At 72.8% G+C, this 24752-nt stretch carries 19 protein-coding genes; 9 read left to right on the top strand and 10 right to left on the bottom strand.

The window, feature by feature from the left end; translation table 11 throughout:
- Positions 1-30 precede the first annotated feature (30 nt).
- Both galE and AB0M16_RS34220 read left to right on the top strand, forming a co-directional pair.
- Positions 31-1053 (top strand): UDP-glucose 4-epimerase GalE, encoded by a 1023-nt coding sequence (gene galE / locus AB0M16_RS34215; RefSeq protein WP_365350059.1) that lies wholly within the window; start codon positions 31-33, stop codon positions 1051-1053.
- Positions 1054-1169: 116 nt separating this feature from the next.
- Positions 1170-2621, top strand: coding sequence for a UDP-glucose/GDP-mannose dehydrogenase family protein (locus tag AB0M16_RS34220; protein ID WP_365350061.1), 1452 nt, complete (start codon positions 1170-1172; stop codon positions 2619-2621).
- 125 nt (positions 2622-2746) lie between these two features.
- Here the strand turns inward: AB0M16_RS34220 and AB0M16_RS34225 are convergent, their stop codons facing one another.
- Entirely contained in the window at positions 2747-4381 is a 1635-nt protein-coding gene (locus AB0M16_RS34225; RefSeq protein ID WP_365350063.1) for a right-handed parallel beta-helix repeat-containing protein, read from the bottom strand.
- Between the two features lie 340 nt (positions 4382-4721).
- Positions 4722-5888 carry an agmatine deiminase family protein gene (locus AB0M16_RS34230; RefSeq protein ID WP_365350065.1) on the bottom strand — a complete coding sequence of 389 codons (1167 nt, stop codon included), beginning with the start codon at positions 5886-5888 and terminating at the stop codon, positions 4722-4724.
- Between the two features lie 196 nt (positions 5889-6084).
- Between AB0M16_RS34230 and AB0M16_RS34235 the strand changes: the two genes are divergently transcribed.
- Positions 6085-6729, top strand: coding sequence for a TetR/AcrR family transcriptional regulator (locus AB0M16_RS34235; RefSeq protein ID WP_365350067.1), 645 nt, complete (start codon positions 6085-6087; stop codon positions 6727-6729).
- Positions 6730-6844: 115 nt separating this feature from the next.
- Here AB0M16_RS34235 and AB0M16_RS34240 read toward each other — a convergent pair whose 3' ends face one another.
- From AB0M16_RS34240 to AB0M16_RS34270, 7 genes are all read right to left on the bottom strand, one after another.
- Complete coding sequence (locus AB0M16_RS34240; RefSeq protein WP_365350069.1) at positions 6845-7705, bottom strand: ABC transporter ATP-binding protein; 861 nt, start codon at positions 7703-7705, stop codon at positions 6845-6847.
- On the bottom strand, positions 7698-8690 hold the full coding sequence (locus AB0M16_RS34245) for an ABC transporter ATP-binding protein (RefSeq protein WP_365350071.1): 993 nt from the start codon (positions 8688-8690) through the stop codon (positions 7698-7700). Before AB0M16_RS34245 ends, AB0M16_RS34240 begins: the two co-directional genes overlap by 8 nt.
- Positions 8687-9541: an ABC transporter permease gene (locus AB0M16_RS34250; RefSeq protein WP_365350074.1), complete on the bottom strand. Its 855-nt coding sequence runs from the start codon at positions 9539-9541 to the stop codon at positions 8687-8689. The genes AB0M16_RS34245 and AB0M16_RS34250 overlap by 4 nt, the downstream gene beginning before the upstream one ends.
- Complete coding sequence (locus tag AB0M16_RS34255; RefSeq protein ID WP_365350076.1) at positions 9538-10497, bottom strand: ABC transporter permease; 960 nt, start codon at positions 10495-10497, stop codon at positions 9538-9540. The genes AB0M16_RS34250 and AB0M16_RS34255 overlap by 4 nt, the downstream gene beginning before the upstream one ends.
- A complete protein-coding gene (locus AB0M16_RS34260) occupies positions 10494-12167 on the bottom strand; it encodes an ABC transporter substrate-binding protein (RefSeq protein WP_365350078.1) in 1674 nt (557 codons plus the stop codon). The genes AB0M16_RS34255 and AB0M16_RS34260 overlap by 4 nt, the downstream gene beginning before the upstream one ends.
- Positions 12168-12263: 96 nt before the next feature.
- Complete coding sequence (locus AB0M16_RS34265) at positions 12264-13277, bottom strand: agmatine deiminase family protein (RefSeq protein ID WP_365350080.1); 1014 nt, start codon at positions 13275-13277, stop codon at positions 12264-12266.
- A gap of 472 nt (positions 13278-13749) precedes the next feature.
- Positions 13750-14325 carry a TetR/AcrR family transcriptional regulator gene (locus tag AB0M16_RS34270; RefSeq protein ID WP_365350082.1) on the bottom strand — a complete coding sequence of 192 codons (576 nt, stop codon included), beginning with the start codon at positions 14323-14325 and terminating at the stop codon, positions 13750-13752.
- Between the two features lie 511 nt (positions 14326-14836).
- Between AB0M16_RS34270 and AB0M16_RS34275 the strand changes: the two genes are divergently transcribed.
- The gene (locus tag AB0M16_RS34275; protein WP_365350084.1) at positions 14837-15994 is read left to right on the top strand and encodes an agmatine deiminase family protein; all 1158 of its coding nucleotides are present in this window, start codon (positions 14837-14839) and stop codon (positions 15992-15994) included.
- Positions 15995-16131: 137 nt separating this feature from the next.
- Complete coding sequence (locus AB0M16_RS34280; RefSeq protein WP_365350086.1) at positions 16132-16758, top strand: TetR/AcrR family transcriptional regulator; 627 nt, start codon at positions 16132-16134, stop codon at positions 16756-16758.
- 88 nt (positions 16759-16846) lie between these two features.
- Here the strand turns inward: AB0M16_RS34280 and AB0M16_RS34285 are convergent, their stop codons facing one another.
- Complete coding sequence (locus tag AB0M16_RS34285) at positions 16847-17671, bottom strand: methyltransferase domain-containing protein (protein WP_365350088.1); 825 nt, start codon at positions 17669-17671, stop codon at positions 16847-16849.
- 313 nt (positions 17672-17984) lie between these two features.
- Here AB0M16_RS34285 and AB0M16_RS34290 point away from each other — a divergent pair, with 313 nt between their 5' ends.
- The 4 genes from AB0M16_RS34290 to AB0M16_RS34305 all read left to right on the top strand — a co-directional run bounded on the left by AB0M16_RS34290 (position 17985) and on the right by AB0M16_RS34305 (position 24548).
- Complete coding sequence (locus AB0M16_RS34290; RefSeq protein ID WP_365350090.1) at positions 17985-18482, top strand: hypothetical protein; 498 nt, start codon at positions 17985-17987, stop codon at positions 18480-18482.
- A 128-nt stretch (positions 18483-18610) separates the two neighbouring features.
- Positions 18611-19588, top strand: coding sequence for a hypothetical protein (locus AB0M16_RS34295; RefSeq protein ID WP_365350092.1), 978 nt, complete (start codon positions 18611-18613; stop codon positions 19586-19588).
- Between the two features lie 136 nt (positions 19589-19724).
- Positions 19725-21587, top strand: a complete 1863-nt coding sequence (locus AB0M16_RS34300) for an HSP90 family protein (RefSeq protein ID WP_365350094.1) — start codon at positions 19725-19727, stop codon at positions 21585-21587.
- Complete coding sequence (locus AB0M16_RS34305; protein WP_365350096.1) at positions 21588-24548, top strand: hypothetical protein; 2961 nt, start codon at positions 21588-21590, stop codon at positions 24546-24548.
- Positions 24549-24752: the final 204 nt, after the last annotated feature.

Raw genomic sequence — 24752 nt, forward strand, 5'->3', positions numbered from 1 at the left:
CCCATGGCCCATCGTGAAATGAGGATCCCCGTGCCCCGTACGGTCCTTGTCACCGGCGGCGCCGGTTTCATCGGCAGCCACACCTGTGTCGAGTTGCTCGGCTCCGGTCACGAGGTCGTCGTCCTCGACGACCACTCCAACAGCTCCCCCGAAGCCCTCGAACGCGTCGTCAAGATCGCGGGCCGCCCGATCGCGGCGGTCCACGTCGGGGACGTGCGGGACCGGCGGGCCCTGGACGCGGTCTTCTCCGCCCACCCGATCGACGCGGTGATCCACTTCGCCGCGAAGAAGGCAGTCGGCGAGTCGGTGCGCAGCCCGCTCACGTACTACGACATCAACGTGGGCGGCACCACGGCCCTGCTCTCGGCCATGCACGCGCACGGGGTGCACCGGCTCGTGTTCTCGTCGTCCTGTTCGGTCTACGGCGACGCCACGACCGTCCCGCTGACCGAGGAGTCCCCGGTCGCGCCGACGAACCCCTACGCCACCACCAAATGGACGTGCGAGCGCATCCTGGCGGACGTGTGCCGGCACGTGCCCGAACTGCGAGTGCTGGCCCTGCGGTACTTCAACCCGACCGGTGCCCACCCCTCCGGGCTGCTCGGCGAGGACCCGCGCGGCGTGCCGAACAACGTCATGCCGTACCTCGCCCAGATCGCCGTGGGCCGCCGCGACGAGCTGAGCGTGTTCGGCGACGACTACCCGACGCCCGACGGCACGGGGATCCGCGACTACATCCACGTCGTCGACGTCGCCGAGGGGCACCGCGCGGCCCTCGACCACCTCGACGACGCGACCGGCCTGCGGGTCTTCAACCTCGGCACGGGGCGCGGCGCCTCCGTCCTGGAACTCATGCGCACCTTCGAGCAGGTGTCGGGGCGGCCGATCCCGCACCGCGTCACCGGACGCCGCCCCGGCGACGTCGCGGAGCTCGTGGCCGATCCGTCCAAGGTCACCGCGGCCTGGGGCTGGACCGCCCGGCACGACCTGGCGGCGATGTGCCGCGACGCCTGGCGCTTCCAGCAGCAGAACCCGGGCGGCTACGCCTCCTGAGCCCTCACCCGGTCCGCCGCCTCCGTTCCCCCTCCCCACGACCCCCACCCGCCTCGGTCCCTACCCGCTTCTCCTCCCCGCCCCCGGGGCCCCTCGCCCAGACAGGATCACAGCGCATGCGATTGACCGTCATCGGTACCGGATATCTGGGAGCCGTGCACGCCGCGTGCATGGCCGACATCGGACACGACGTCCTCGGTGTGGACGTCGACGCAGCGAAGGTGGCCGACCTCGCCGAAGGCCGACCCCCCTTCTACGAGCCGGGGTTCGAGGACGTCCTGACCCGGGCCCTCGACTCCGGACGCCTGCGCTTCACCACCGACCTGCGGGAGGCCGCGGCGCACGGCGAGGTCCATTTCATCTGCGTCGGGACCCCCCAGCAGGCCGGCTCCCGGGCCGCCGACCTGCGGTACGTGGACGCCGTCGTCGACGGTCTGGCCCCCCATCTGTCCGCGCCCTGTCTGGTCGTCGGCAAGTCCACCGTCCCGGTGGGCACGACCGCGCGCCTGGCCGCCCGGGTCGCGCACCTGGCGCCTCCGGGAGTGCGCGTGGACGTCGCCTGGAACCCTGAGTTCCTGCGCGAGGGCTTCGCCGTCGACGACACGCTCCGACCGGACCGGATCGTCGTCGGGGTGACCGGTGGGGAGGCGGACGAGACGCTGCGCCGCGTGTACGCCCCGATGCTCGCGGCGGGCGTCCCCTACATCGACACCGACCCGAACACGGCGGAGCTGGTCAAGGTCGCGGCCAACTCCTTCCTCGCCACGAAGATCTCCTTCATCAACGCGATGGCCGAGGTCTGCGACGCCGCGGACGCGGACGTCGTCACGCTCGCCGATGCCCTCGGCCACGACACCCGGATCGGCCGGCAGTTCCTGAACGCGGGGCTCGGCTTCGGCGGCGGCTGCCTGCCCAAGGACATCCGGGCGTTCAGTGCCCGCGCGCAGGAGCTCGGCGCCGGGCCCGCGGTGGCGTTCCTCGACGAGGTCGACGCCATCAACCAGCGGCAGCGGACCCGGACCGTCGAGCTCGCCCGGCGGCTCCTCGGCGGCGACCTGACCGACCGGCGGGTGACGGTGCTGGGCGCCACCTTCAAGCCGGACAGCGACGACGTCCGGGACTCGCCGGCGCTCGCCGTCGCGGCGGAGCTGCAGCGGCAGGGCGCCCAGGTCCGGGTGCACGACCCCGAGGGCGCGGCGAAGGCCGGGCTCGCCCACCCCCAGCTGCGCTGCTCCGCGGACCTGCTGACGGCCTGCCAGGGTGCGGAGCTCGTGCTGCACCTCACCGAGTGGGGTCTGTACCGCACGTTGGATCCGGTCAAGCTGGCCCGCGTGGTCCGCACTCCGCTGCTGGTCGACGGGCGCAACGCGCTCCCGCACGACGTCTGGCGGGCGGCCGGCTGGACCGTGAAGGGGCTCGGCCGCCCGGCGCCGCGGCCGGAGCCCCGGTCCGCCGCTCCCACCACGGAGACCCTGCGGACCGTCATCGCCTCCATGGCGGCGGCCGGTCCCGACGCGTCCGCGGTGCCGGCCTCCGCGCTGCACGTCGGCCCGGTCGGCGGAAGGTAGCGGCACCGCGAGGGCAGCAGGCGCCGCCCGGAACGCCGGACCCGACCGGCGGACCGGGCGGCGCCCCTTTCGCGGCCCGGGCCGGCGGACCGGCGGTTTCCGGCGAACGGTGACCGGCGTTCGGCTCAGTCGTCGGCGGGCCGCTGGACGGCCCCGACCACCGGGGTGGCCGACACCCGGTTGCCGAAGTAGTCCACGGGACCCATGTCGATGCCGAGGGACCGCGGGGTGAGGCCGGCGGGCACCTCTCCGTCGCAGCGGGGCACCAGGTTCTCGGCGCCGGCGCCGTCGGTGACCGGTGCGGTGAGGCCGCTCAGGCACGGGTCGTCGTCGAGTCCGGTCGGGCCGCCCTTCAGCGTCTCCTGGCCGGACTCCGTGCGCCAGCCGGTCAGCGACGTGTAGCTGGTCGCACCCCAGTCGAGAGCCCACCGGCCCGTGCTGTAGTAGTCGTTGCCCTGGAGCCGGACGGTGCTCGGACCGTACGACGACTGGGCCTCGACCAGGGGCCCGCCGTCGGTCGCGAAGATGTTGTTGGCGATGCGCACGCCCACCATGCCGTCACGCAGCCGCAGGGCCGGCGGCCGACTGCCCGCGGCCTTCGCCGACGCGAGGCCCTGGGTGCGCATGACCACGGTGTTGTGATGGATGTCCAGGTTCTTCATGCGGGTGCCGTAGGCGACGATGCCTCCGTACTCGGGCAGCTTCCTGGCGTCGTCCCAGCTCATGTTGAAGCGGACGACGTTGTTCTGGTGAGCACCGGTCGGCTGACCGGAGTAGACCAGGAAGCCGGGACCGTCGTTGCCGTAGGCGAGGTTGTACTGGACGACGGAGGAGGACACGTTGTTGTCGAGGCCGAACCCGCCGCCGTCGACCTGTGAGCCGGTGCGGTTGCGGTAGGACCTGTTCCGCTCCAGGAGCACGCGGGTGGAGTCGTACACCCAGATGCCCTCGGGGCCCTCCTCCGCGTCCGCGGAGGAACGCGCGCCGTTGTCGTGGGCCACCGAGCGCACCACCTTCGCGTCCGACACGCTGCCGAGCGAGATGCCGCTCCCGGTGTTGCGCTCGTCGCTCTCCGGATCACCCGCGTTGGCGTAGGCCCTGACGCCTTCGACGCGGAGTCCGGTGTGCGCGTAGACGGGGTGCTCGGCGCGGAAATCGGGCCCGTAGACGACGAGTCCGGTCTCCAGGTTGTCGTGCACGGAGACGTCGGTGATCCGCACGTCGTGGTAGCCGGCCTCGGCCTCGTCCTCGGCGCCGACGCTGATCCCGTTCTGGAAGCCGCTCGCCTCCACGTTCGTGATCCGGACGTGGTCGAGCCGCCGGGCCCCCGGCAGGCTGTTGCGGAGCGCGATGCCGACTCCCTCGCGGCGCGACCTGCGGTCGCCGACCAGGGCGATGTCCCGGATGTCCACACCGGCGGTGTTGCGCACGGTGATGCCGGACGTCCCCCGTGGTGCGATCGTGGCGCGGCCCACGCCGTACGACTCGATCACGACCGGCTTCTTCTCGCTGCCGGCCTCGTCCTCGTCCAGGGTGATGCTCCCGGCGAACCGCTCACCGCCCTTCAGCCGTAGCCGGTCGCCCGGCTGGAACCTTACGTCACTCGCGTGGTCCAGGGTCCGCCACGCCTTCTCCGGCGACAGGCCGTCGTTCCTGTCGTCACCGTCCGCGCTCACGTAGAAGGTGAACGGACCGCCGGTGGCGGGGCGGGCCGGCCGGTAGACACCGGGGACGTCACACCCTGTCAGCAACAGAAGCACTGCTGCCGAGACTCCAGCGGCGGCCCGCACTGTCCGACTCCGGTTCTCCGCGTTCACGCACACCCCTTAAGGACTGTTTTCGCATGACATGCCCCCGCACGCGGACAGACTGCCAGAAAGGGCGCGCGAAACGCCGACGACGGCACGGCAACCGAGTCACCCTGCCCGTTTCGTCCGGGTGCGGATACGGCCAATCGGAGGGAGCCGCTCCGACCACGCGGGCGCCGGTCCGCGAAAAGCGCGCGGCCTGCCCAGGAGGGGTGGGGTGGCGTCCGGCAGGGGCGGGGCGTCGCGCGCCCGGTCCGGCCGGACGCCCGACGGCGGCCGGCGTGCGCCTCCGTCAGCGGACGGGCTGTTGCTGGGTCACGCAGTGGATCCCGCCGCCACCCGTGCCGAGGCGGTCGATGTTGAGCTGCTCGATCACCCGGTCCGGGTAGAGCCGGGCCAGGGTGGCCCGGGCGGCCGTGTCGGCCGAGGTGTCGCCGAACTGGCCGGAGATCACCGCCCCGTTGCACACGTAGTAGTTCGCGTAGGAGGCGAGGAAGTCCCGGTTCGTGGAGCGGATCCTGTAGTAGTCGGGGCCCTGGATCTTGCTCACGGCCATCGGAGCGCCGGTGGCCGTCGTGGCGGCGGACAGGACCTGGTACTGCCGGCGGGCGTCCTTGGCGTAGACGTCGGTGTCGGTCGACAGCGGCATCTGCACCACGGCACGGCCGGGGGCGAGGAAGCGCGAGGTCGCGTCGACGTGGTCGTCGGTGATGTCCTGGTTGCGGACGCCGTCGAACCAGATGACCTTGGAGGCGCCGTAGGCGGCGCACATGGCCGTCTCGATCTGGCGCTCCGTCATACCGGGGTTGCGGTTGCTGTTCACCAGGCTGCTGCGGGTGGCCATCAGGGTGCCGGCGCCGTCCTGTTCGATGGCGCCGCCCTCGCCGACGAGGTCGGCGCAGGTGAACGGGACGCCGACGTAGGCGGCGATCCGCTCGGCGACGAGGGCGTCCCTCGCGTGGGTCTGCTTGTTGCCCCACCCGTTGAAGTTGAGGCCGACCGCGTCGAGGCCGCCCGCCCCGTCGGTGCGGAAGACGGGGCCCGTGTCGCGCATCCAGCAGTCGTCGACGGGGACGGAGCTGATGACGGTGACCGTGGAGCCGCACAGCGAACGGGCTCTGGCGGCACTGCCGGAGTTGGCGCACATGACGACGGGTTCGTACTTCGCGATCGTACGGGCGATCAGCGCGATGTCCGCCTGGACCCCGCTCAGCTTGTTGCCCCAGATCGACGTGCTGTCCGGGAAGGCCATCCAGGTCCGGGTGTGCCGGACGTCCTCGATCGGGACGGCGAACGCGCCTGCCGCCGTGGTCCGGTTCACCAGCGGCGTGACGCCGGCGTGGGCGGCCTCGGTCCCGGCCAGTGCCGTGCCGACGGCCGCGAGTCCGGCGACCTTCAGGAACCGGCGCCGCCCCAGGCCTCCGCCGCTGCGCGGGCTGCTCTCGGCGTGATCGTTCACTGTTGCCTCCTGTGTCAACTCCCCGCGGTATTCCCGCGGTTGTTCCGAAAACGTAGAACTGACCGAGCGCTCGGTCAATATTCTGGACGGCAGGGTGCGCTCTCGTCGGCCCCGCCCGGCGGCCGGCACCCCCAGGCCCCCCGAAGATGGGCGGAAGCCGCAGGTGGCGGCCCCGGTGCCTGGCTAGAGTGAGGCCATGGCAGCATCCGCGAAGGACTCCCGGAACCTCACCGCATCCCCGCCCCCCACGCCCGCGGCACCGCGGTCGCGGGCCTCGGTGAAGGGCGAGCAGACCCGCGCCCGCCTGATCGCGGCCGCCCGCACGCTGCTGGCCGGCGAGATGAGCGAGCGGTTCACCACGCGCAACGTGGCCGCGCTGTGCGGGGTTTCCCACGGAATGTGCCATTACCACTTCAAGGACAGGACCGACCTCGTCCTGGCCGTCGTCGCCGACATCCGGCCCGAGTGGATCCTGCCCCTGGAGGAGGCGGTCGCCGCCCCCGGCACTTTCGCCGAGCGCGCCGAACGCGTGCTCGCCCTGCTCGGCGCGCCCGAGGGCACGGACCTCGCCCACCTGCACTCCGCGCTGCACTGGCACGCCCTGAACGACGACCGGGTACGGGAGTCCCTGGCGGCGGAGTACCGGCGCTGGCGCGCCTGCTTCGTCTCCCTCTTCCAGGTGCTGGCCGACGAGCGCGGCGGCGCCTTCGACCCGCGGCCGCTCGGCGAGGCCGTCGCCGCGGCCGTCGACGGACTGGCCGCGATCGAGTCCCTGGACGCCGACGCCGACGGCGGAGCGGTGCTGCGGACCCTGGTCCACACCCTCGCGGCCGGGGCCTGAGCCGACCGCGAACCACGGGTCGCGGACCACGGACACGGGCCGCGGGCCACGGCTTGGGCCTGGGCCGACCGCGCACCCGCGCACCGCGCGCCGGCTACGGACCGCGCGCCGGCTCCTACAGCGCCCGACGCGCCGCCGCGATCCGCTCCGGGTCCCAGCCGGGACGCGGCTCCGACTCCAACAGGAGCCGGGTGTACGGGTGTTGCGGAGCGGCGAGCACCTCGGCGGTGGCACCGGACTCGACGACGGCGCCGTGGCGCATGACGATCACGTCGTCGGTGACGCACCGCACCACGCCGAGGTCGTGGGTGATGAAGAGGTATCCGATCGAGGTCTCCTCCCGGATGTCGGCGAGCAGGTTGAGGATCTGCGCCTGCACCGACACGTCCAGCGCCGCGACCGCCTCGTCCAGCACGAGCACGGCCGGCTCGACGGCCAGGGCCCGCGCGATGGCCACGCGCTGCCGCTGCCCGCCGGAGAGGTGACGCGGCAGCGCGTCGGCCGCGCGCGTCCCCAGACCCACCTGGTCGAGCAGTTCCCGTACCCGCCCGGCGTGGTCCCGCTCGGGAAAGTGGAGCCGCAGCGTCTCGCGGAGGGCCGCCTCGACACTGGTCCGCGGATCGAGCGACGAGTACGGGTCCTGGAAGACCATCTGGACCTCACGGGCGCGGGCGAGACGCCGCACCCGGCCACGCCCGCGTGCGGTCCGGGACCGGCCGCGCACGTGGACCTCGCCCTCGTCCGCCCGCTCCAGGCCGACGACGATCCGCGCCGTGGTGGTCTTGCCGGAGCCCGACTCGCCCACGATGCCCAGCGATCCGCCGTGCGGCAGTGTGAACGACACGTCGTCCACCGCCTTCACGGCCCCGAAGGTGCGGCGCAGGCCCCTGACGACCAGCACGTGCTCGGCGTTCTCACCGTACGAGGTGCGCTCGGCGCCCTCCGCGTCCTTGACCTGCGAGGCGTTCTCAGGCATCGACTGCGCTCCCTTCGAGCCGGTCGCTGTGGTGGCAGGCGGCCCGGTGTCCCGGCCGCCCCGGGGCGGACAGCGACGCGGGCGCCCGCAGGTCGCACACCTCGGTGGCCAGGAGGCAGCGGGCGGCGAAGGCGCAACCGGTCAGCTCCACCCGGAGGTCGGGAGGCTGACCGTCGATGGCGGCGAGCCGGCCCTGCGGGCCCTCCATGCGCGGGGTGGAGGCCAGGAGGGCGGCCGTGTAGGGGTGGCGGGGGTGCGCGAAGATCTCCTCCGCGGGCCCGCTCTCGGCGATCCGGCCGGCATACATCACGTAGACCCGGTCGCTGATGGCGGCGGCGAGGTCCAGATCGTGGGTGACGAACAGCAGCCCGGTGCCGAACCGCTCACGCAGCTTTGCGAGCAGGGCGATGACCTCCGCCTGGGTCGTGACGTCCAGGGCGGTGGTGGGCTCGTCGGCGAGCAGCAGGGCCGGATCGCCCATCAGCGCCGCGGCGATCATGACGCGCTGCAGCATGCCGCCGGACACCTGGCCGGGGTACTTGGCCAGGGCGGTGCCGTCCAGGCCGACCGCCTCCAGGAGTTCGACGGCCCGGGTCCTGGCCTCGGCGGCCGTCATCGTCCTCGTCAGGCGGACGCTCTCGGTGAGGAAGTCGCCGATGCGCCGCAGCGGGTTGATGGCCGGCCGCGGGTCCTGGAAGACCATCGCCGCGGTGCCGGTGCGCACCGTGCGCAGCCGGTCGGCGTCCAGGGTGAGGACGTCGTGGCCGTCGACGAGCACCGAGCCCTCGGTGACGGCGCCGGGCGGCAGGAGGCGCAGGGCGCTGCGTGAGGTGAGGCTCTTGCCGGAACCCGACTCGCCGACGAGCGCGACGGTCTCGCCGGCTCCGACGGTGAGGTCGATCCCGTCGAGGACGGGGCGGGCCGTGCCGGGCAGGGTGATCCGGAGCCCCCGGACGTCGAGTGCGGGCCTGTCGGTGGTGTTCATCGGTCTCTCCTGGCGACGCGGTCGGCCCAGCGCTCTCCGACCACGTTGAACGCGACGACCGTCAGCACGATGAGCACACAGGGCAGGATCGCGGACAGCGGGTAGCCGTGCTGCACTGCGGTCTGGCCGTCGAAGACCATGCGGCCCCAGTCGGGGGTGAGCGCCGGGACGCCGAGCCCGAGGAAGGAGAGGCCGGCGAGGTCCATGAGGGCGTAACCGAAGTTGATGGTGGACTGGGCGAGGACGACGGGCGCGATGTTGGGCAGGACGTGGCGCAGACAGATCTGCAGCGCCGAGTGGCCCTGGACCTGGTAGGCGCTGACGTAGGGGCGTGCGCGTTCGGCGAGGGCCAGGGAACGCGTCAGCCGGCTGACGTAGGGCAGGTAGGCGAGGGCGAGGGCGAGGACCGGGGCCGACAGCCCCTCGCCGTAGATCGAGATGATGAGGATCGCCAGCAGCATGCCGGGGAAGGCGAAGACCAGCTCGGTGCTGCGGGAGAGGACCGAGTCGAGCCAGCCGCCCCGCCAGGCCGCCGCCATGCCGACGACGACGCCGGCGACGGTGGAGAACAGGACCACGCCGAGCGGCCCGAGCAACGAGGTGCGGGCGCCCAGGAGCAGGCGGGAGAGGGTGTCGCGGCCTGCCGCGTCCACGCCGAGCGGGTGCTCGGGCGAGGGTCCGGCCAGCGCGTTGCCGAGGTCGACCGCGTTCGGGTCGTACGGCACCACGAGCGGGGCGAGCAACGCCCCGGCAGCGACCAGGAGGACGAAGCCCAGACAGCACAGGTGGAGCGGTGAGCGGACGGCACGGATCCTGGCGAGGCCGGGCCGGCGGGTGAGGACGGCGGTCATGCGGAGGACCTCCTCGAAGCGAGGGTGATCCGCGGGTCGACCAGCGGGAGCAGGAGGTCGACGATGAGGTTCACGATCATGAACAGGGCGACGATGATCAGGGAGATGGCCTGGACGGTCGGGAAGTCCTTGGTGGAGGTGGAGAGTTCGAGGAGCTGGCCGATGCCGCCGATGCTGAACGCGGTCTCCACGAGGATCGTGCACACCAGCAGGGTCGAGACGATCAGACCGCCGGTGGTCAGGACGGTCCCCAGGGAGTTGCGGAACACGTGGCGGCGGATGACCTGTCGCTCGGGCACGCCCCGGCTGCGGGCCACGGTGACGTGCTCGCTGCCGAGGGCTTCGAGCATCGCCGAGCGGGTGACCCGGGCGAGCATGCCGATCAGGTAGAGGGCGAGGGCGATCGCGGGAAGGGTCAGGTGCCAGATCCGGTCGAGGATGCCCTCGCCGGCGCCGCCGCTCGGGAACCAGCCGAGCTTGACGGCGAACAGGGCCTGGAGCAGCACGGCCGCGACGAACGAGGGCGTGCCCACGGCGAAGGTGGTGCTGACGAGGACCGCGGAGTCGGTGGCACCGCCGCGCACGGCGGCCACCCGGCCGAGCACGAGGCCGACGACCAGGACGACGGCCAGCGCCATCACCACCAGCAGGAGGGTGGTGGGCAGGCGGTCGGCCAGCAGCCGGGAGACGTCGGTGCGGTAGGTGATGGACCGCCCGAAGTCGCCCTGGACCACGTCGCCGAGCCAGCGGAGGTACCGGACGAGGAAGGGGTCGTCCAGGTGGTACTGGGCGTTGATCGCGGCGAGCGCCTCGGGCGAGGCCGAGCGGCCGGAGAGCAGGAAGCTCGCGGGGCTGCCCGGCGCCAGGTACATCGCACCGAAGACGACGAACGACGCGCACAACAGGGTGGCGCCCATCTCCGCGAGACGCCGGGCGGCGAATCCGAGGAAGCTCACCGCGCGGCCCCCACGTCGGCGGCCCACGGGTAGTACATGTACGCGATGGTCGTGGGGGCGCCGGTGATCCTCTTGTTGAGGAAGACGGCGGTGGGCCACTCGGCCACCGGGATCCACAGCAGCTGCTCGGCGGCGTGCTTCTGCAGCTCCGTCTCGATCACCAGGCGCTTGTCCGGGTCGTACTCGGCGGTCGCCCGTTCGACGCCCGCGTCGTACGTCTTGTCGCTGTAGCCGGCGAAGTTCAGGTACGCGCCGGTCTTGAAGCTCGTGAGCAGGTCCAGCGGGTCGGTGATCGAGTCGTAGTAGGTGAGCGGGAACATGTCGATGCCCTCGCGCGCCTCGGGATCCGTGAACAGTGCGGTGAACGCGTTCGGGGCGATCGTCTTGAGCCGGACGTCGAGGCCGATCTGGGCACCGGCCGACTGCACGGCGGTGGCGAGGAGGGAGACGTCCTGGCCGATGGAGCTGGTGGCGACGGTGAGCGTCTTGCCGGTGGCGCCGGCCTCCTTGACCAGGGCCTTGGCCTTCGCGAGGTCGGGAGCGGTCGGGGGCAGGGCGTCGAGGGCGGCCTTCCTGGTCTGCTCCGATCCCGCCGCCCAGGCGGCGCGGGTGGTGAGGGAGGGGGTGACGGTGCCCGCGCCGCCGAGGCCGGCCTTGACGAACCCGCCGCGGTCCAGGGCCAGGGAGAGCGCACGGCGGACGCGTACGTCTCCGAGCGGGCCCTTCATGTTGGTGATGTTGACGTTGACCGTGCTCAGGCCCTCGCCGAAGTAGAGGGTGCCGACGCCGCTGCTCCTGAGGCGCCCGTAGCTCTCGGTCGGTATGAGGTAGCCTCCGTCGGCCTCCCCGCTGAGCAGGGCGTTGGTACGGGCCGAGGGATCGGTCATGAAGCGGAAGACGACCTTGCCGGACTTGGCCTTCGTGCCCCAGTAGCCGTCGAAGCGGCCGAGCTCGACGGACTGGCCCTTGTTCCAGGTACCGAGCTCGAACGGGCCGGTGCAGGCGAGGCCCCCGGAGGTGCCGTAGTCCTTGCCCGCCGCCTCGACCCCGGCCTTGGACGCGACGACTCCGGCGGCGGTGGCCATGTACTGGGGGAACTGGGAGTCGGGCTTCTTGAGCCTGACGGTGACCTGCAGCGGACCGGTCTTGCTGACGGTGGCGACGTTCTGGAACACCTGGGCCCACGCGGCGGCGTTGTTCGGGTCGGTCTGCCGGCCCAGGCTGTACACGACGTCGTCGGCCGTCATCACCTTGCCGTCGTGGAAGCGCACCCCGGGGCGGAGGTCGTAGACCCAGGTGGTGGGGTCCGGGTTCGACGCCTCGCGGGCCAGGCCGGGCTCGACGGTGAGGCCCGGGGTCCAGCGCATCAGGCTCTCGCACACGTTGGACAGGATGGTGTTCTGCGGGTAGTCGAACGCCACGGTGTAGTCGAGCGTGGGCGGCTCGGCGTAGACGGCCCAGCTGAAGGAGTCGATCTCGCCCTTGGCGGCGGGCGTGCCCTTCGACAGGGAGACGCCGCCGGCGTCGCCACCGGTTCTGGGCGGCCCCGAACAGGCCGCGAGCAGTGCTGCGGACGTCAGGAGGGCGGCCGCGGCGGCGAGCGGGCGGCCGGACGCGCGCCCGCGCAGCGCGCCTGCGCGTCTACTGGTGCGGAGTACGGGTGTGATCATCGTCGCGCTCTCTTTCCGTACGGTCTGTGCGTACGCGAGGGGGGAGGCTGCCGGACCGCGGGGACGGTCCGGCAGGAGCGGTCGGGGCCGGTCCGGTTACGGCAGGGGGCGCGCGACGGGGATCTGCTGCGTGATGCAGTGCACTCCCCCGCCGCCGAAGGCGATCGCGATCGCCCGCACGCCGACCACCTTGCGGCCGGGATGGGCCTCGGCGATCACCGCGAGGGCCGCGTCGTCCTGGGGCAGGCCGGCGACGGGCACGACGACACCGCCGTTGGCGACGTAGTAGTTCAGGTATGACACCTCGACCTCGCCGTCGGGCATGTCGACGAACGCGGCCTGGGGGACATCGATGATCTCCAGCGACCGGCCCTGGGCGTCGGTGGTGACCTCCAGTACCGCGCGGTTGGCCCGCATCCGGGCGTGGTCGGGGTGCGCGGGGTCGTCGGGGAGGGAGACGACGACCTTGCCGGGGGCGGCGAAGGCACAGACCCCGTCGACGTGGCCGTCCGTCTCGGTGTCGAGCAGACCACCGTACGGGAGCCAGACAACCTTACGGACGCCCAGCTGGGACTTCAGCTCGGCCTCGATCTCGTCCCGGCTCATGCCGGGATTCCGGTTGGGATGCAGGAGGCACTGCTCGGTCGTGATCAGCGTGCCCTCGCCGTCGACCGTGATCGCACCCCCTTCGAGGATCATGTCGGAGGCGATGCGCTCCACCCCGAGCCGGTCGAGGAGCAGGGCGCTGACCCGGTCGTCGGAGTCGTAGGGGTGGTGCTTGCGGCCCCAGGCGTTGAAGCGGAAGTCGACGCCGGCCCGGCGCCCGTCACCGTCGAGGACGAACAGCGGGGCGGAGTCCCGGAACCAGGAGTCGTCGAGCGGCAGTTCCACGACCGTGATCTCCGGGCCGCACCAGCTGCGGGCCTCGTCGCCGTGGCCGGGCGGGGCGACCATGGTCACCGGCTCGAACTCCGCGATGGCCCGGGCGACGTTCGCGTACTCCTCCTTGACGTCCTCCAGGACGCTGCCCCAGAGGTCGGGGCGGGTGGGCCAGGCCATCAGACAGCCCTCGTGTTCGGACCACTCGGCAGGCATACGGAATGCGGTCATCTGAGCTCTCTCTTCGGTGAACGGAATCTTCCTCTTAACTAAAATTTCAGTCAAGAGGCAGTCCAGGGGTGGATCGAAGCCCGCGCGCCATGGCGAGCATCAGAGGAAGTGCAGGCCGGACGCGGCGGGTGATCGGCCCAGGAGGCGAGCGGGGCGGCGTGGCCCGCAGGGGGCCCGGAAGGCACGTGAGCCGCGGCGGACGCACATGTGGTCCGTTCTCGGCGGTTCGCACACTCTGACACTGACTGAAAAGACAGTCAAGGTCTCGGGTGTGAGGCCGCCCGCCACTCACGGAAGGGGAGTGCGGGCCAGGATGCGTCCCGGTCACGCCGCGCGGAGCGCCCCTTTCCGTGACCAGCAGCTCGAAGCGCCCCTTTCCCTGACAGAAGGGGCGCAGAAAGGGCGGCGTCCGGCACGAGGAGCGGACGAGCCGGGTGTCGACGCGCCCGGGCCCCGCGCGGGTGACGCGGGCTCAGCGGAGGCCGGCCAGCTCCGCTTCGATGGCGCCCCGCAGCAGCGCTCGCGCGTGGTCGATCCTGATCCCGCCGCCGAGCCATCGCATGCTCAGCCCTTCCAGCAGGGCGGTGAGCCGCTCCCCCGCCGCGGCGAGGTCGGAAGCCGACGCCATGGGTTCCACCTGGCCGAGCAGCGCGGCCACCTCCTGGGTCCACACCAGGGTGGCCCTCGCGAGATCCTCGCGCAGCAGCTCGTCGAAGACGGCGCTGGCCCGCAACTCGCCCCAGGCCGCGCTGTTCTCCCGCACCTCGACGGTGTCCTGGAGCTCCAGGAGGAGCGTCTCCTCCAGCTCCTCGCGCGGGGTCAGCGGCGGGGCGTCCGGGTCTCGGTCGGTCGTGTAGCGCTCGGCGCGGTCGTTGATGTACTCCAGCGTGTGACGCAGGATCCCGGCGCGGTCCTTGAAGTAGTAGTAGATGAGCGCCGTGGAGACACCGGCCTCGGCCGCGAGCTCCTCCACCCGCAGCCCGCGGATCCCGCGCCGGGCGATCACCCGCGCTGCGGCTTCGAGGATCTGAGTACTGCGAGTTGCCATGTCCGCACCCTACCTGGCGGCTTCCCGGCCCCGCTCACGCCCTCGGCCCGCACCCGGCCAGACGCGCGGGCCGTCGGCGGCGAGCAGGACGTTGGCGGGCTTGAGGTCCCGATGCACGACGCCCACGCCGCGGATCCCCTGCAGGGCCTCGGCACGTCACCCGCGCCACGGGCGCCACCCGCACCACGCCCTCCGCCGCCCGGGCCGCCCGCACCTGACGGCGGACCCCCGCTCGACGGCCGCCCGCCGGACCGCGACCGACACGACGGCGCCGCGCGCGACGGGCGCGGCACGCAGCGGCGGTTGGACTGCGCACCCCCGTTCGTTTGACTGAAATTCCAGTCAGTGTCAGTGTGGGACACGAGGCCGTTCCCGCCGTCGCGGCCAGAGGCGCTCGGGGTTCGCGTCACGCACTCTTGAAGCAGGACTCTCACGGCGCCTCGCGCCTCCTCCCCGTGCCCCCACCCCGGCGGGACGCCTCCGTCCTGTCAGTCCACGATCGGAGTCCACCGTGACCTTCCTCCCCTCCCGACGCTCCGCCCTCCGCTCCTTCGCCGGAATCAGCGCGCTCGTCCTCGGCGCCTCGGCCTGCGGCCCCGCCGACCCCGGTCCGGCCGACGCGCCCGGCAGCACGGACACGGACGCCGAGAAGGGCGGGGAGCGCCGACTGGGCGCCGAGTGGGAGAGCCACACCCGCACCTTCATGTCCTGGCCGGCCCTGGAGGCGGTCTGGGAGGACGACCTGCGTTACGTGCGCGAGGACATCGCACGGATCGCGCGGGCCGTCGGGGAGTACGAGGCGGTCGTGATGATGGCCCGTCCCGACCAGCTGAAGGCGGCCCAGCGGGCGTGCGGATCCCAGGTCGAGGTCATCCCCCTGGAGGTCGACGACCTGTGGGCCCGCGACACCGTCCCGGTGTTCGTCGAGGAGGACGGTGCCGTCGTCGGCGTCGACTTCAACTTCAACGGCTGGGGCAACAAGCAGCAGCACGAGAACGACGCCCTGGTCGGCGAGACCCTGCTCGGGAAGTACCGGATCCCCCGCGTCGAGGCGCCGCTGGTCGCCGAAGGCGGCTCCTTCGAGACCGACGGCGAGGGCACCCTGCTCGTCACCGAGAGCTCGATCGTCAACGACAACCGCAACCGGGGCAGGAACCGGGACCGGATCGAGGCCGAGCTCAAGGAGACCCTCGGCATCGAGAAGGTGATCTGGCTGGCGGGCGTCCGCGGCGAGGACATCACCGACGCGCACGTCGACAGCCTCGTCCGCTTCACCGCCCCCGGCGTCGTCCTGCTGGACCGGGCGTTCCCCGGCTCCCCCGCCGACTCCTGGTCGCGCTCCGCCGACCAGGCGAAGTCCGTGCTGTCACGGGCCACCGACGCGCGCGGCCGGCGCTTCGAGGTCATCGACCTGCCGCAGCCCGACCTGGACAGGATCACCGGCGAGGGCGACGACTTCGTGTCCACCTATGCCAACTTCTACGTCGCCAACGACGCCGTCTTCATGCCCGAGTTCGGCGACCGGAAGGCCGACAACCGGGCGAAGGGCATCCTCCAGGAGCACTTCCCCGAGCGCGACATCGTCACGGTCGCGATCGACACCATCGCCTCGGGCGGCGGCGGCATCCACTGCTCCACCCATGACCAGCCCGGCAAGCCCGCCGCCTGACCCGACACACCGGCCGCACTGCCCGAACCACCGCCCACACCGCCCACACCGCACGCACGCGCGGAAGAGGGGGAGAGGGGAAGCGAACTAAAGATTCAGTCAACATGGGACACTCGGGGAATCGACAAGGAGGATGCGTGGCCACGGACCGCCGCACGGCAATCCTGGAGGGGGCCGCCCGGGTCATAGCCCGGCGGGGGGTCCGCGGACTGCGGGTGGAGGAGCTGGCCGCCGAGGCGGGAGTGTCCACCGCGCTGATCTACTACCACTTCAAGGACCGGGCAGGGATCCTGCGCCACACGCTCGAGTTCATCAGCGACCGGGCCGACCGCTACACGGCCGACCAGGAGGGGACGGGCGGGGCGTTCGACCCGCATCAGGAGCTGGAACGGTCCCTGCTGCTGGAGTTCCAGGACCTCGCCGAGGTGCGGGAGAACAGCACGGCCTGGGGCGAGCTGCGCGCCAGCGCGGTCTTCGAGCCGGAGCTGCGCACGGACCTGGCCAGGGCCGGTCTCACCTGGGTGCACGAGGTCGCGGCGCTACTGGCCCAGGCCTGCCCGACGGCCCCGGCCCCGACCCTCACCGCGTCGGCGGAGCGTCTGACGGCCCTCCTGGAGGGGCTGAGCACGCGATGGCTGACCGCCGCCCTGACCGTGGCCCACGCCCGCGAACTGATGCGGGAGGCCGTCGCCCTGGAGATCGGCCACCTGCGTCGGACCTGGGCGGCGGACGGCGACCCCGCCGCCCTGGGCACGGACGTCTGACGCCCTCGGCAGGCGTCGCGCCCACCACCCGGCCGGAGGCCGTCCGCCCCGCCCGCCGACCGCCCGAAGGCCGCCGCCCCGCGCGCCGCTACGGACGGACGCCGGTGATGACGTAGTAGTCGAGGAGGCCCTGCTCCCAGGCGTGCCGGAAGTTCCTCGGCCAGGTACCCGGCTTCCACTGCGCCGAGAGCCAGTGGTCCCAGCCGGGCCAGACCGAGGGGCCGATGGACTCGCAGCGCACCTCGGCCAGTCCCGAACGGGCCAGGGCGTCGGTCAGTTCGGCGGGCGGGCGGGCGATGTCCAGTCCTTCGGAGAAGGTGTCGAGCAGTTCGGCCAGTCGGGGAGCGGCTCCGGGGTCCCGGGCGAAGAAGCTGGTCACGGCGGCCCGGCCGCCGGGGCGGAGCACCCGCGCGGTCTCGGCGGCGAACAGCCCCAGGTCGTCGAAGTGCTGCGCGGCCTCCACGCTGTAGACGCAGTCGAACTCGGCGTCCCCGAACGGCATCCGCTCGGCGGCCCCGCGCACCAGCCGCAACCGCTCGCGCCCGGACCCGTCCAGCAGGCCGGCGTTGGCCCGGCGGGCCCGGTCCAGCTGCTGGGGGTGGATGTCCATGCCGGTGACCCGGGCCGGCCCGTACTCCTCCAGGGCCAGGGCGCAGCCCATGCCCAGTCCGCACCCCACCTCCAGCAGCAGGGCGCCGTCGAGCGCCCCCGCGCTGTCCAGCACGCGCCGGTAGAGGTCCTGCTGACTGCGGATCCGGTCGTCGACGGTGGGCGGGCCGTCGAGGTCCTCCGGCCGCCAGTAGCCGAAGTTGATGAAGCCACCGGCGAAGACCGGGACCGCGCTGAGATCGGCCGGGCCGTACGTCTCCCGTACGGTGGCCCGCATGCCGTCGGGCCGGTCGGCGTGGGTCATGTAACGCACCTCCGCACCCAGTGTGACGGCGCACTGACGGTCTGTCGACGGCCGCGCCCCGCGCGCCGTTCCGGCGCGGACGCCGGATCGCCGGGCCCCCGGTGCGCCGGGCATCCGGGCCGCCGGATCGCCGGGCCCCCGGTGCGCCGGGCATCCGGGCCCCCGGGCCGCCGGATCGCCGGATCGCCGGATCGCCGGCCCGCCGTCCGGCCGCGACCGTCGCGCGGGCGCGGGCCCGCTCCGCAGTTCCCCTACAGTCTGGCTGTTCGCAGCCTCCGCGGAACACGGGGAGGCGGGAAGACAGGGGTGGGACGTGAAGGTGCAGGAAGCCGACTGGAAGCTGAGTGACGACGAGGGAGGGGAGCTGGCGGCCCGCTGGTACAAGTGGGCGAGATCGGCTCCTCCGTGGCTCGATCCGATCAAGGACCGGGAGGGCAAGCACGCGAGCCGCCGCCAGCCGAAGGACGTCTGGTTCCTGGCAGGCACCTTCGGCGGCAGGGCCGTCCGTCACTGCACCGTCCCCGCGGGAACCCCGGTCTTCCTCCCCGTGATCAACTCGTGGTGGTCGCTGCCGGTCAAGTGGCACTCGACGCCGGAGGTCGTCACGGCCACGGCGCATCTCGACGGCGTTCCCCTGGAGGTGCGCGAGTTCCTGTCCCCCGCGTTCCACCACCGGCTCTGGTTCCACCGTTGCTGGGGCATGTGGTCCGCGATCGCTCCGCTGCCCCCGGGCAAGTACGTCGTCGACTTCAGGGCGGAGGCGGACTACGGCTTCGTCCTGGACGTCGTCTACCACCTGACGGTGGAGTAGCCCGGACCTCGGGGAATCCCCGCCGTCCACATACTGGTGTGCGATTGTCGGACGCGCGTGATAGTCACTACTCCACCGGGCGGGGTGATCGATGACCTGCCCGTTCGAACATGGCAAGGGGTGGGGACATGGCGTTGCTCCGGGACTGGGGGCTCACGCTGGGGAAATGGGTCGGCCGGCCTCCCGTCAGGCTGCAGCAGGACTCCGGGGATCCCGAGGTGCGTCGGGTGCGCGAGGCCGCCGCCGCGGCGGACTGGGCGACCGTGCGGACGGTGCTGGAGGCGCGGTCCGAGAGCGAGGACCGGACGGAGCTCCTGTGGGCCGTGGGTGACACCGCGGGGGTGGAGGAGTGGATCGCGCCCGTGCTCGAAGCCGAGCCGGACGCGCCGCTGCCGCGCCTGGTGGCGGGGATCCGTCACATCAGCTGGGGGTGGGAGGCCCGGACCGGCGCCCGCGCCAAGGACGTCTCGCGTGAGCAGTTCGAGGTGTTCCACGCGCGTCTGCGCACGGCCGAGCGGTGGCTGTACGAGGTGGCGGAGCAGGAGCCCGGGTGGACCTCACCCTGGTACGGCCTGCAGATCACCGGCCGGGGGCTCCAGGTGGGCCAGGACACGGCGCGCCGCAGGTTCGAGGCGACCGTGCGCCGTGACCCCCACCACCTGGGGGCGCACCAGCAGCAGTTGCAGCAGGTGTGCGAGAAGTGGAGCGGGTCTCACGAGGAGATGCACGCCTTCGCACGGGAGTCGGCCTTCGGCGCGCCCGGCGGCACGTCGCTCGGACAGCTCGTCGCGGTCGCCCACCTGGAACACTGGCTCGCCCTCGACCGCGGCGCGGACGCCCGCTACATCCAGCGCCCCGAGGTGGCCGCCTCCCTCCAGAAGGCCGCGGACCACTCGTACCGGCACCCGGACTTCGTGCGCCGGGGCGGCTGGCTCCAGGTCTACAACACCTTCGCCATGGCGTTCTCGATGACGGGGGACGTCGCCTCCGCGCGGGAGTGCTTCCGGGCCACGGAGGGGCGGGTCACCGAGTTCCCCTGGTACTACGTCAACGGATCCGACCCGGCCAGGGCCTACAAGCAGCACCGCGCGTTCACCGGCAGCTGACCGACCGCCCGACGGCTGCGCCCGAGGCGCCCGTCCCGCGCGCCGCGCGTGCCCGCCCGTCCCCACGCGTATCCACCCGTTCGCATCCCGCCCGCGCCCCCGTGCGCGTGGGCGCGCCACCGAAAGACTGTGCCAGGTGTCCCACTCCGAGACCGCACACACCTTCCAGGTCGATCTGCGCGGCCTGGTCGACCTGCTCTCCCACCACCTCTACTCGAGCCCCCGCGTCTACCTGCGCGAGCTGCTGCAGAACGCCGTCGACGCCATCACCGCCCGGCAGGCCCTCGCCCCCGGCACGCCCGGCACGATCACGGTGCGGACCGGTGACACCCTCACCGTCACGGACACCGGCGTCGGCCTGACCGAGGCCGACGTCCACCGGTTCCTCGCCACCATCGGGCGCAGCTCCAAGAGGACCGCCGGAGGTGCCCTCGACGGGGCCGGCCTGGACGCCGCCCGCGGCGAGTTCATCGGCCAGTTCGGCATCGGCCTCCTGGCCTGCTTCGTCGTCGCCGACGAGATCACCGTCCTCAGCAGGTCGGCCGCCGACCCGGCCACGCCCGCCGTCGAGTGGCGGGGCCACTCCGACGGGCGCTACACCATCCGCACCCTGCCCGCCTCGGCCGTGCCCGAGCCCGGCACGACCGTGCGGCTCGTTCCCCGGGCCGACAACGCCGAGTGGACGAGTCCCGAACAGGTCGTCGCCCTGGCCCGGCACTACGGCGGCCTGCTGCGGCACGAGGTCACCGTCGTCGGGCCGCGCGGCGAGAGCCAACGGATCAACGAGACCCCGCCGTGGGAGCAGACCCATCGCTCTCCGCTGGCCCGCCGCGAGGCGCTGACCGCGTACTGCCGCGGACTCTTCGACTTCACCCCGCTCGACACCATCGAACTGGACCTGCCGGCGGCCGGACTGCGGGGCGTCGCGTACGTCCTTCCCACCGCCGTGAGCCCTGCCCAGCGCGCGGGCCACCGCGTCCACCTCAAGGGCATGCTGCTCACCGACCAGGCGCCGGAACTCCTCCCCGACTGGGCGTTCTTCGTGCGCTGCGTGGTCGACACCACCAGCCTGCGACCGACCGCCTCGCGCGAATCGCTGTACGAGGACGGCACCCTGTCCGCCGTACGGGACGCCCTGGGCGAACGGATCCGCGACTGGCTCACCGGGCTCGCCGCCAGCGACCCGGCCCTGCTGCACCGCTTCATCGACACCCACCACCTCGCGGTCAAGGCACTCGCCCGTTACGACGACGAGTTGCTGCGCATCGTGCTGCCGTGGCTGCCGTTCGAGACCACGGACGGGAACGTCACGCTGGAGGAGTTCGCCCGGACCCACCCGACCGTCCTGGTCACCCGGAGCGTCGAGGAGTTCCGCCAGGTCGCCCCGATCGCCGCGGCCGCGGGTCTCGGCGTCGTCAACGGCGGCTACACCTACGACCGGGATCTCGTGCACCGGCTCCCCGAGGTCCGCCCCGGCACGGCCGTCACGGACCTCGATCCGGCCACGGTCACGGCCCATCTGGACGCCGTGGACCCGAGCGCCGAGCTGCGCGCGGCGGCCTTCCTCGCGGTCGCCCGGGAGACGATCGGCGTCCACGACTGCGACGTCGTGCTGCGCGACTTCCAACCCGTGACCGCCCCCGCGCTCCTCCTCGACAACCGCGAGGCGCGCCACGAGCGCACCCGGTCGAGTCTCGCCGCCGACAGCGACGGCCTGTGGGCCGACATCCTGGGCTCCCTGCGTCACGAGACCCCGCGCGCCCAGCTCGTCCTCAACCACCTCAATCCGCTGGTCCGTCAGGCCATCACCATCGCCGAACGCGGTCTCGCCGTCACCACCGCCGAGGCCCTCTACGGGCAGGCCCTGCTGCTGAGCCGCCGCCCGCTGCGCGCGAGCGAGAGCGCGCTGCTCAACCGGGCCTTCATCGGCCTGCTCACCCACGCCATGCACCACCCCGGCACGGCCGGCCCCGGCTCCGAGCCCCGGAAGGAACTGTAGATGCTGGACACTCCCGAGGCCGTCGTCGAGGCGCTCCGCGAGAACCACGACCGCCCGCACGGACTGGCGCGCACCGTCACCGCCGAGGAGCTGGTGGAGGCCGCCGAGGCCGTCGAGAAGCCGGACGTGCTCGTCACCGCGCTCCTCGAACTCATGGGGTCGTACGAGTTCACCGGTGAGCACCGCAAGTCGCCCGTCGCCTTCGCCCGCATCCTGAAGCTGTGGGACACCGACCCCGGGTCGTTCAGCGACTGGGAGGCCCACCAGGTCTTCTGGCGTTTCAAATGGGTGACCACGTCCCTGCTGCAGGTGCCCGAGGTGCCGCTGGCGGCCGTGCACGGCTGGATCGACCAGATGCGCAGCCGGTACGAGGCGGCCGACCACGGCCTGCAGCCCGTCGCCGCCATGCGCTACCACGTCGCGCGGCAGACCGGGACGGGAGTCGCCGACGCCTACGACCTCTGGGCCACCCGGCCGCGCACCGAGCTGAGCGACTGCGAGGCCTGCGAGACCCGGCACCTCGCCTGGCACCAGGTGGCGGGCGGTGACGACGCCGGGGCGCTCGACACCTGGCGGCCGGTCCTGGAGGGCGCCCAGAGCTGCAGCGAGGAACCGCAGATGAGCCAGGCGCGCGCCCTGCTCCCGCTGCTGCGCGCCGGCCGCACGGACGAGGCCCGCTCCCATCACCTCACCGGCTACCGACGGGTCCGCGGCAACACCGGCATGCAGGAGGAGGTCGGTCTCCACCTGGAGTTCTGCGCCCTGTCCCGCAACGAGGGCCGTGGGCTGGAGATCCTCGCGGAGAACCGCCCGCTGTTCGAGGCGACCGGCGCCCCGCTCGACCACCTCGGCTTCCTCACCGGTACCGAGGTGCTCCTCACCCGCCTCGCCGAGGGCGGCCACACCGGCACGACGGTCGCGGGCCCGGCCGGCCGCACCTGGACGGTGGGCGAACTCCTCGCCCACGTCCGCGCCGAGGCCGAACCGCTCGCCGCCGCCTTCGACGCCCGCAACGGCACGAGCGCGGTCAGCGAGCTGCGGCGCGCGCGGCTCGCCGGGCGCCCGCTGCTCGACGAGCCGTTGCCGCTCGGCCTCCGGGCGTCCGCCACCAGGGCGGCCGCGGTTCCGGCGGTCGCGCCGGCCGCCGTCACGACCGAGGTCCCGGAGGACTTCGTGGCCCTCGTGCGGGAGGCCCGCCGCCTCGACCGCCAGGGGCACCCGGGCGCGGACCGGCTGTGGGACCGGGTCGCCGAACGCCTCTCCGCGGGCACCGGCGCCCTCGACGACCGGCTCGGCCCGCCGGACCTGCTGTCCGCGGAGCTCGCCGAGCACCGCGCGTCCCGTCTCGGCCGCGAGGAGCGGGGCGTCGAGGGCGTCGCGGAGCTGCGGCGGGCGGCGGAGCTGTTCGAACGTCTGGAGATGCCCTGGCAGGCGCTGTCCGCACGCACCCGTGCCGTCGCCTGGACGACGGACCCCGACGGGGGCGTCAGCCACGACGCGGCCGCGGTACGGGCCGCCCTCGACGAGCTCATGGCCGAGGCCGAACGTCTCCGGGACGCCGCCCCGTTCACGGGTGAGTCCCCCGGGGCGGGAGAGGCCGTGGCCTTCGAGGACGTGGGGCTGGAGCGCCGGCTCGAGTACGTCATCGTGCTGAACGCCCGCGCCTACGCCGCCTACCAGGAGCTCCTGGCCGAGCTCCCGGAACCGTCGGACGGCGCCGTGCGGCGGTTCGACGAGCTCGCCCGCACCCTGCACACCGAAGCGGAGCGCCTCTCGGTCCCGCACCAGGTGGCCGGTGCCCGGCAGTACGTCGGCGACATGGCGCTGCGCCGCGGCGACGTCGTGCGCGCCGAGACGGAGCTGCGTGCGGCCCTCAAGGACGTGGAGGCCTCGGAGCGTCCCTGGCGCGGCTCGCGGGCCCGCGGCCTGCTCGCGCAGATCCTGATGACCAAGGACGAGCCGGCCGAGGCGGTGGAGCTGCTGCACCAGGCGATCGCCGACGCCGTGCGCTACGACGACACGGACTTCCCGATGGCCCCGACGTACGCCCTGCTGGGTCATGCCGCCTCGCACACCGGCGACATGGGCGGTGCCGTGCGGCACCTCTCGGAGGCGGCGGCGCGTTTCGACCAGGACGAGGCTCACGACGACGCGACCCAGACGCGGCTCCAGCTGGCCGACGTCCTCGCGCGCAGCGGGCAGCAGGCCGACGCCGTCGCCGTCCTGGAGTCGGTCCTGAACGACGAGACGGCGTCCTCCCTCGACGAACGCCTGCTCGCACAGGCGCGCCTGACGCTGGCGCGCGGTCTGCGGGAGCTGGAGGAGCACCTGCCGGCGGCCGAGGAGTTCCTGCGTCTCGCGGACACCGTCGCCGCCTGGGAGGACGACGGCCCCGTGCGGACCCTGGTCGCCGCGGAGGCCGCCGTCACCCTGGCCCTGGCCGACCGCTGGGACGCGGCGGGCGCGGCGTACGAGCGGGCCGTCGCCTCCCACGCCGAGGCCCCGAACCCGACCCTGATCACCCACATGATGTGTGAGTTCGCCCGGCTCACCATGGCGGCCCGGGAGGCCGAGGGCCTCGACACGGCTCTGGACCACCTCGTCCGGGCCGACGCCGTCCTGGCCGCCGTTCCGGCGGACACCGAGGGTTTTGCCCGCTGGTACGAGAACGGCTCCGTCCACTACCGCCGCGCACGCGTCCTGGCGGAGGCCGAGCGCTTCCCCGAGGCGTTGGCGGAGGCGGAGGCCGCCATCGCCGCCTACGAGCAGGGCGGGGAGGACGGCGAGGTCCCGCGCGCCGAGTCGGTCCGGATCGCCGCGCTGATCGAGGGCAACGGTCTGGGCCGTCACCACGACGCCATCACCCGCCTGACGACGGCCGTGGCACGCTGCCGCAACGCGGGTCTCCCCGAAGCGGCCCACATCCTCGACGCGCTGCGGCAGGACTACCGGGCACGCTAGGTCGTCTCGCCGATCGGCCGGGACCACCTGGCACGCTGAGCCGTCCTGCCGATCCGGCGGGGCTCGCGCCGCTCGCCCTCCGGCCGCACCGGGCCGCGGGAGGGGACGAGATGACAGGTGGTCAGGTAGAGAATACCGAGGCGTTCGGGTGAACTATGGTTAAGGAACTCGGCAAAATGCCCCCGTAACTTCGGGAGAAGGGGG

Origin of the sequence: Streptomyces sp. NPDC051921, assembly GCF_040680975.1 — a bacterium.
Lineage (GTDB): Bacteria > Actinomycetota > Actinomycetes > Streptomycetales > Streptomycetaceae > Streptomyces.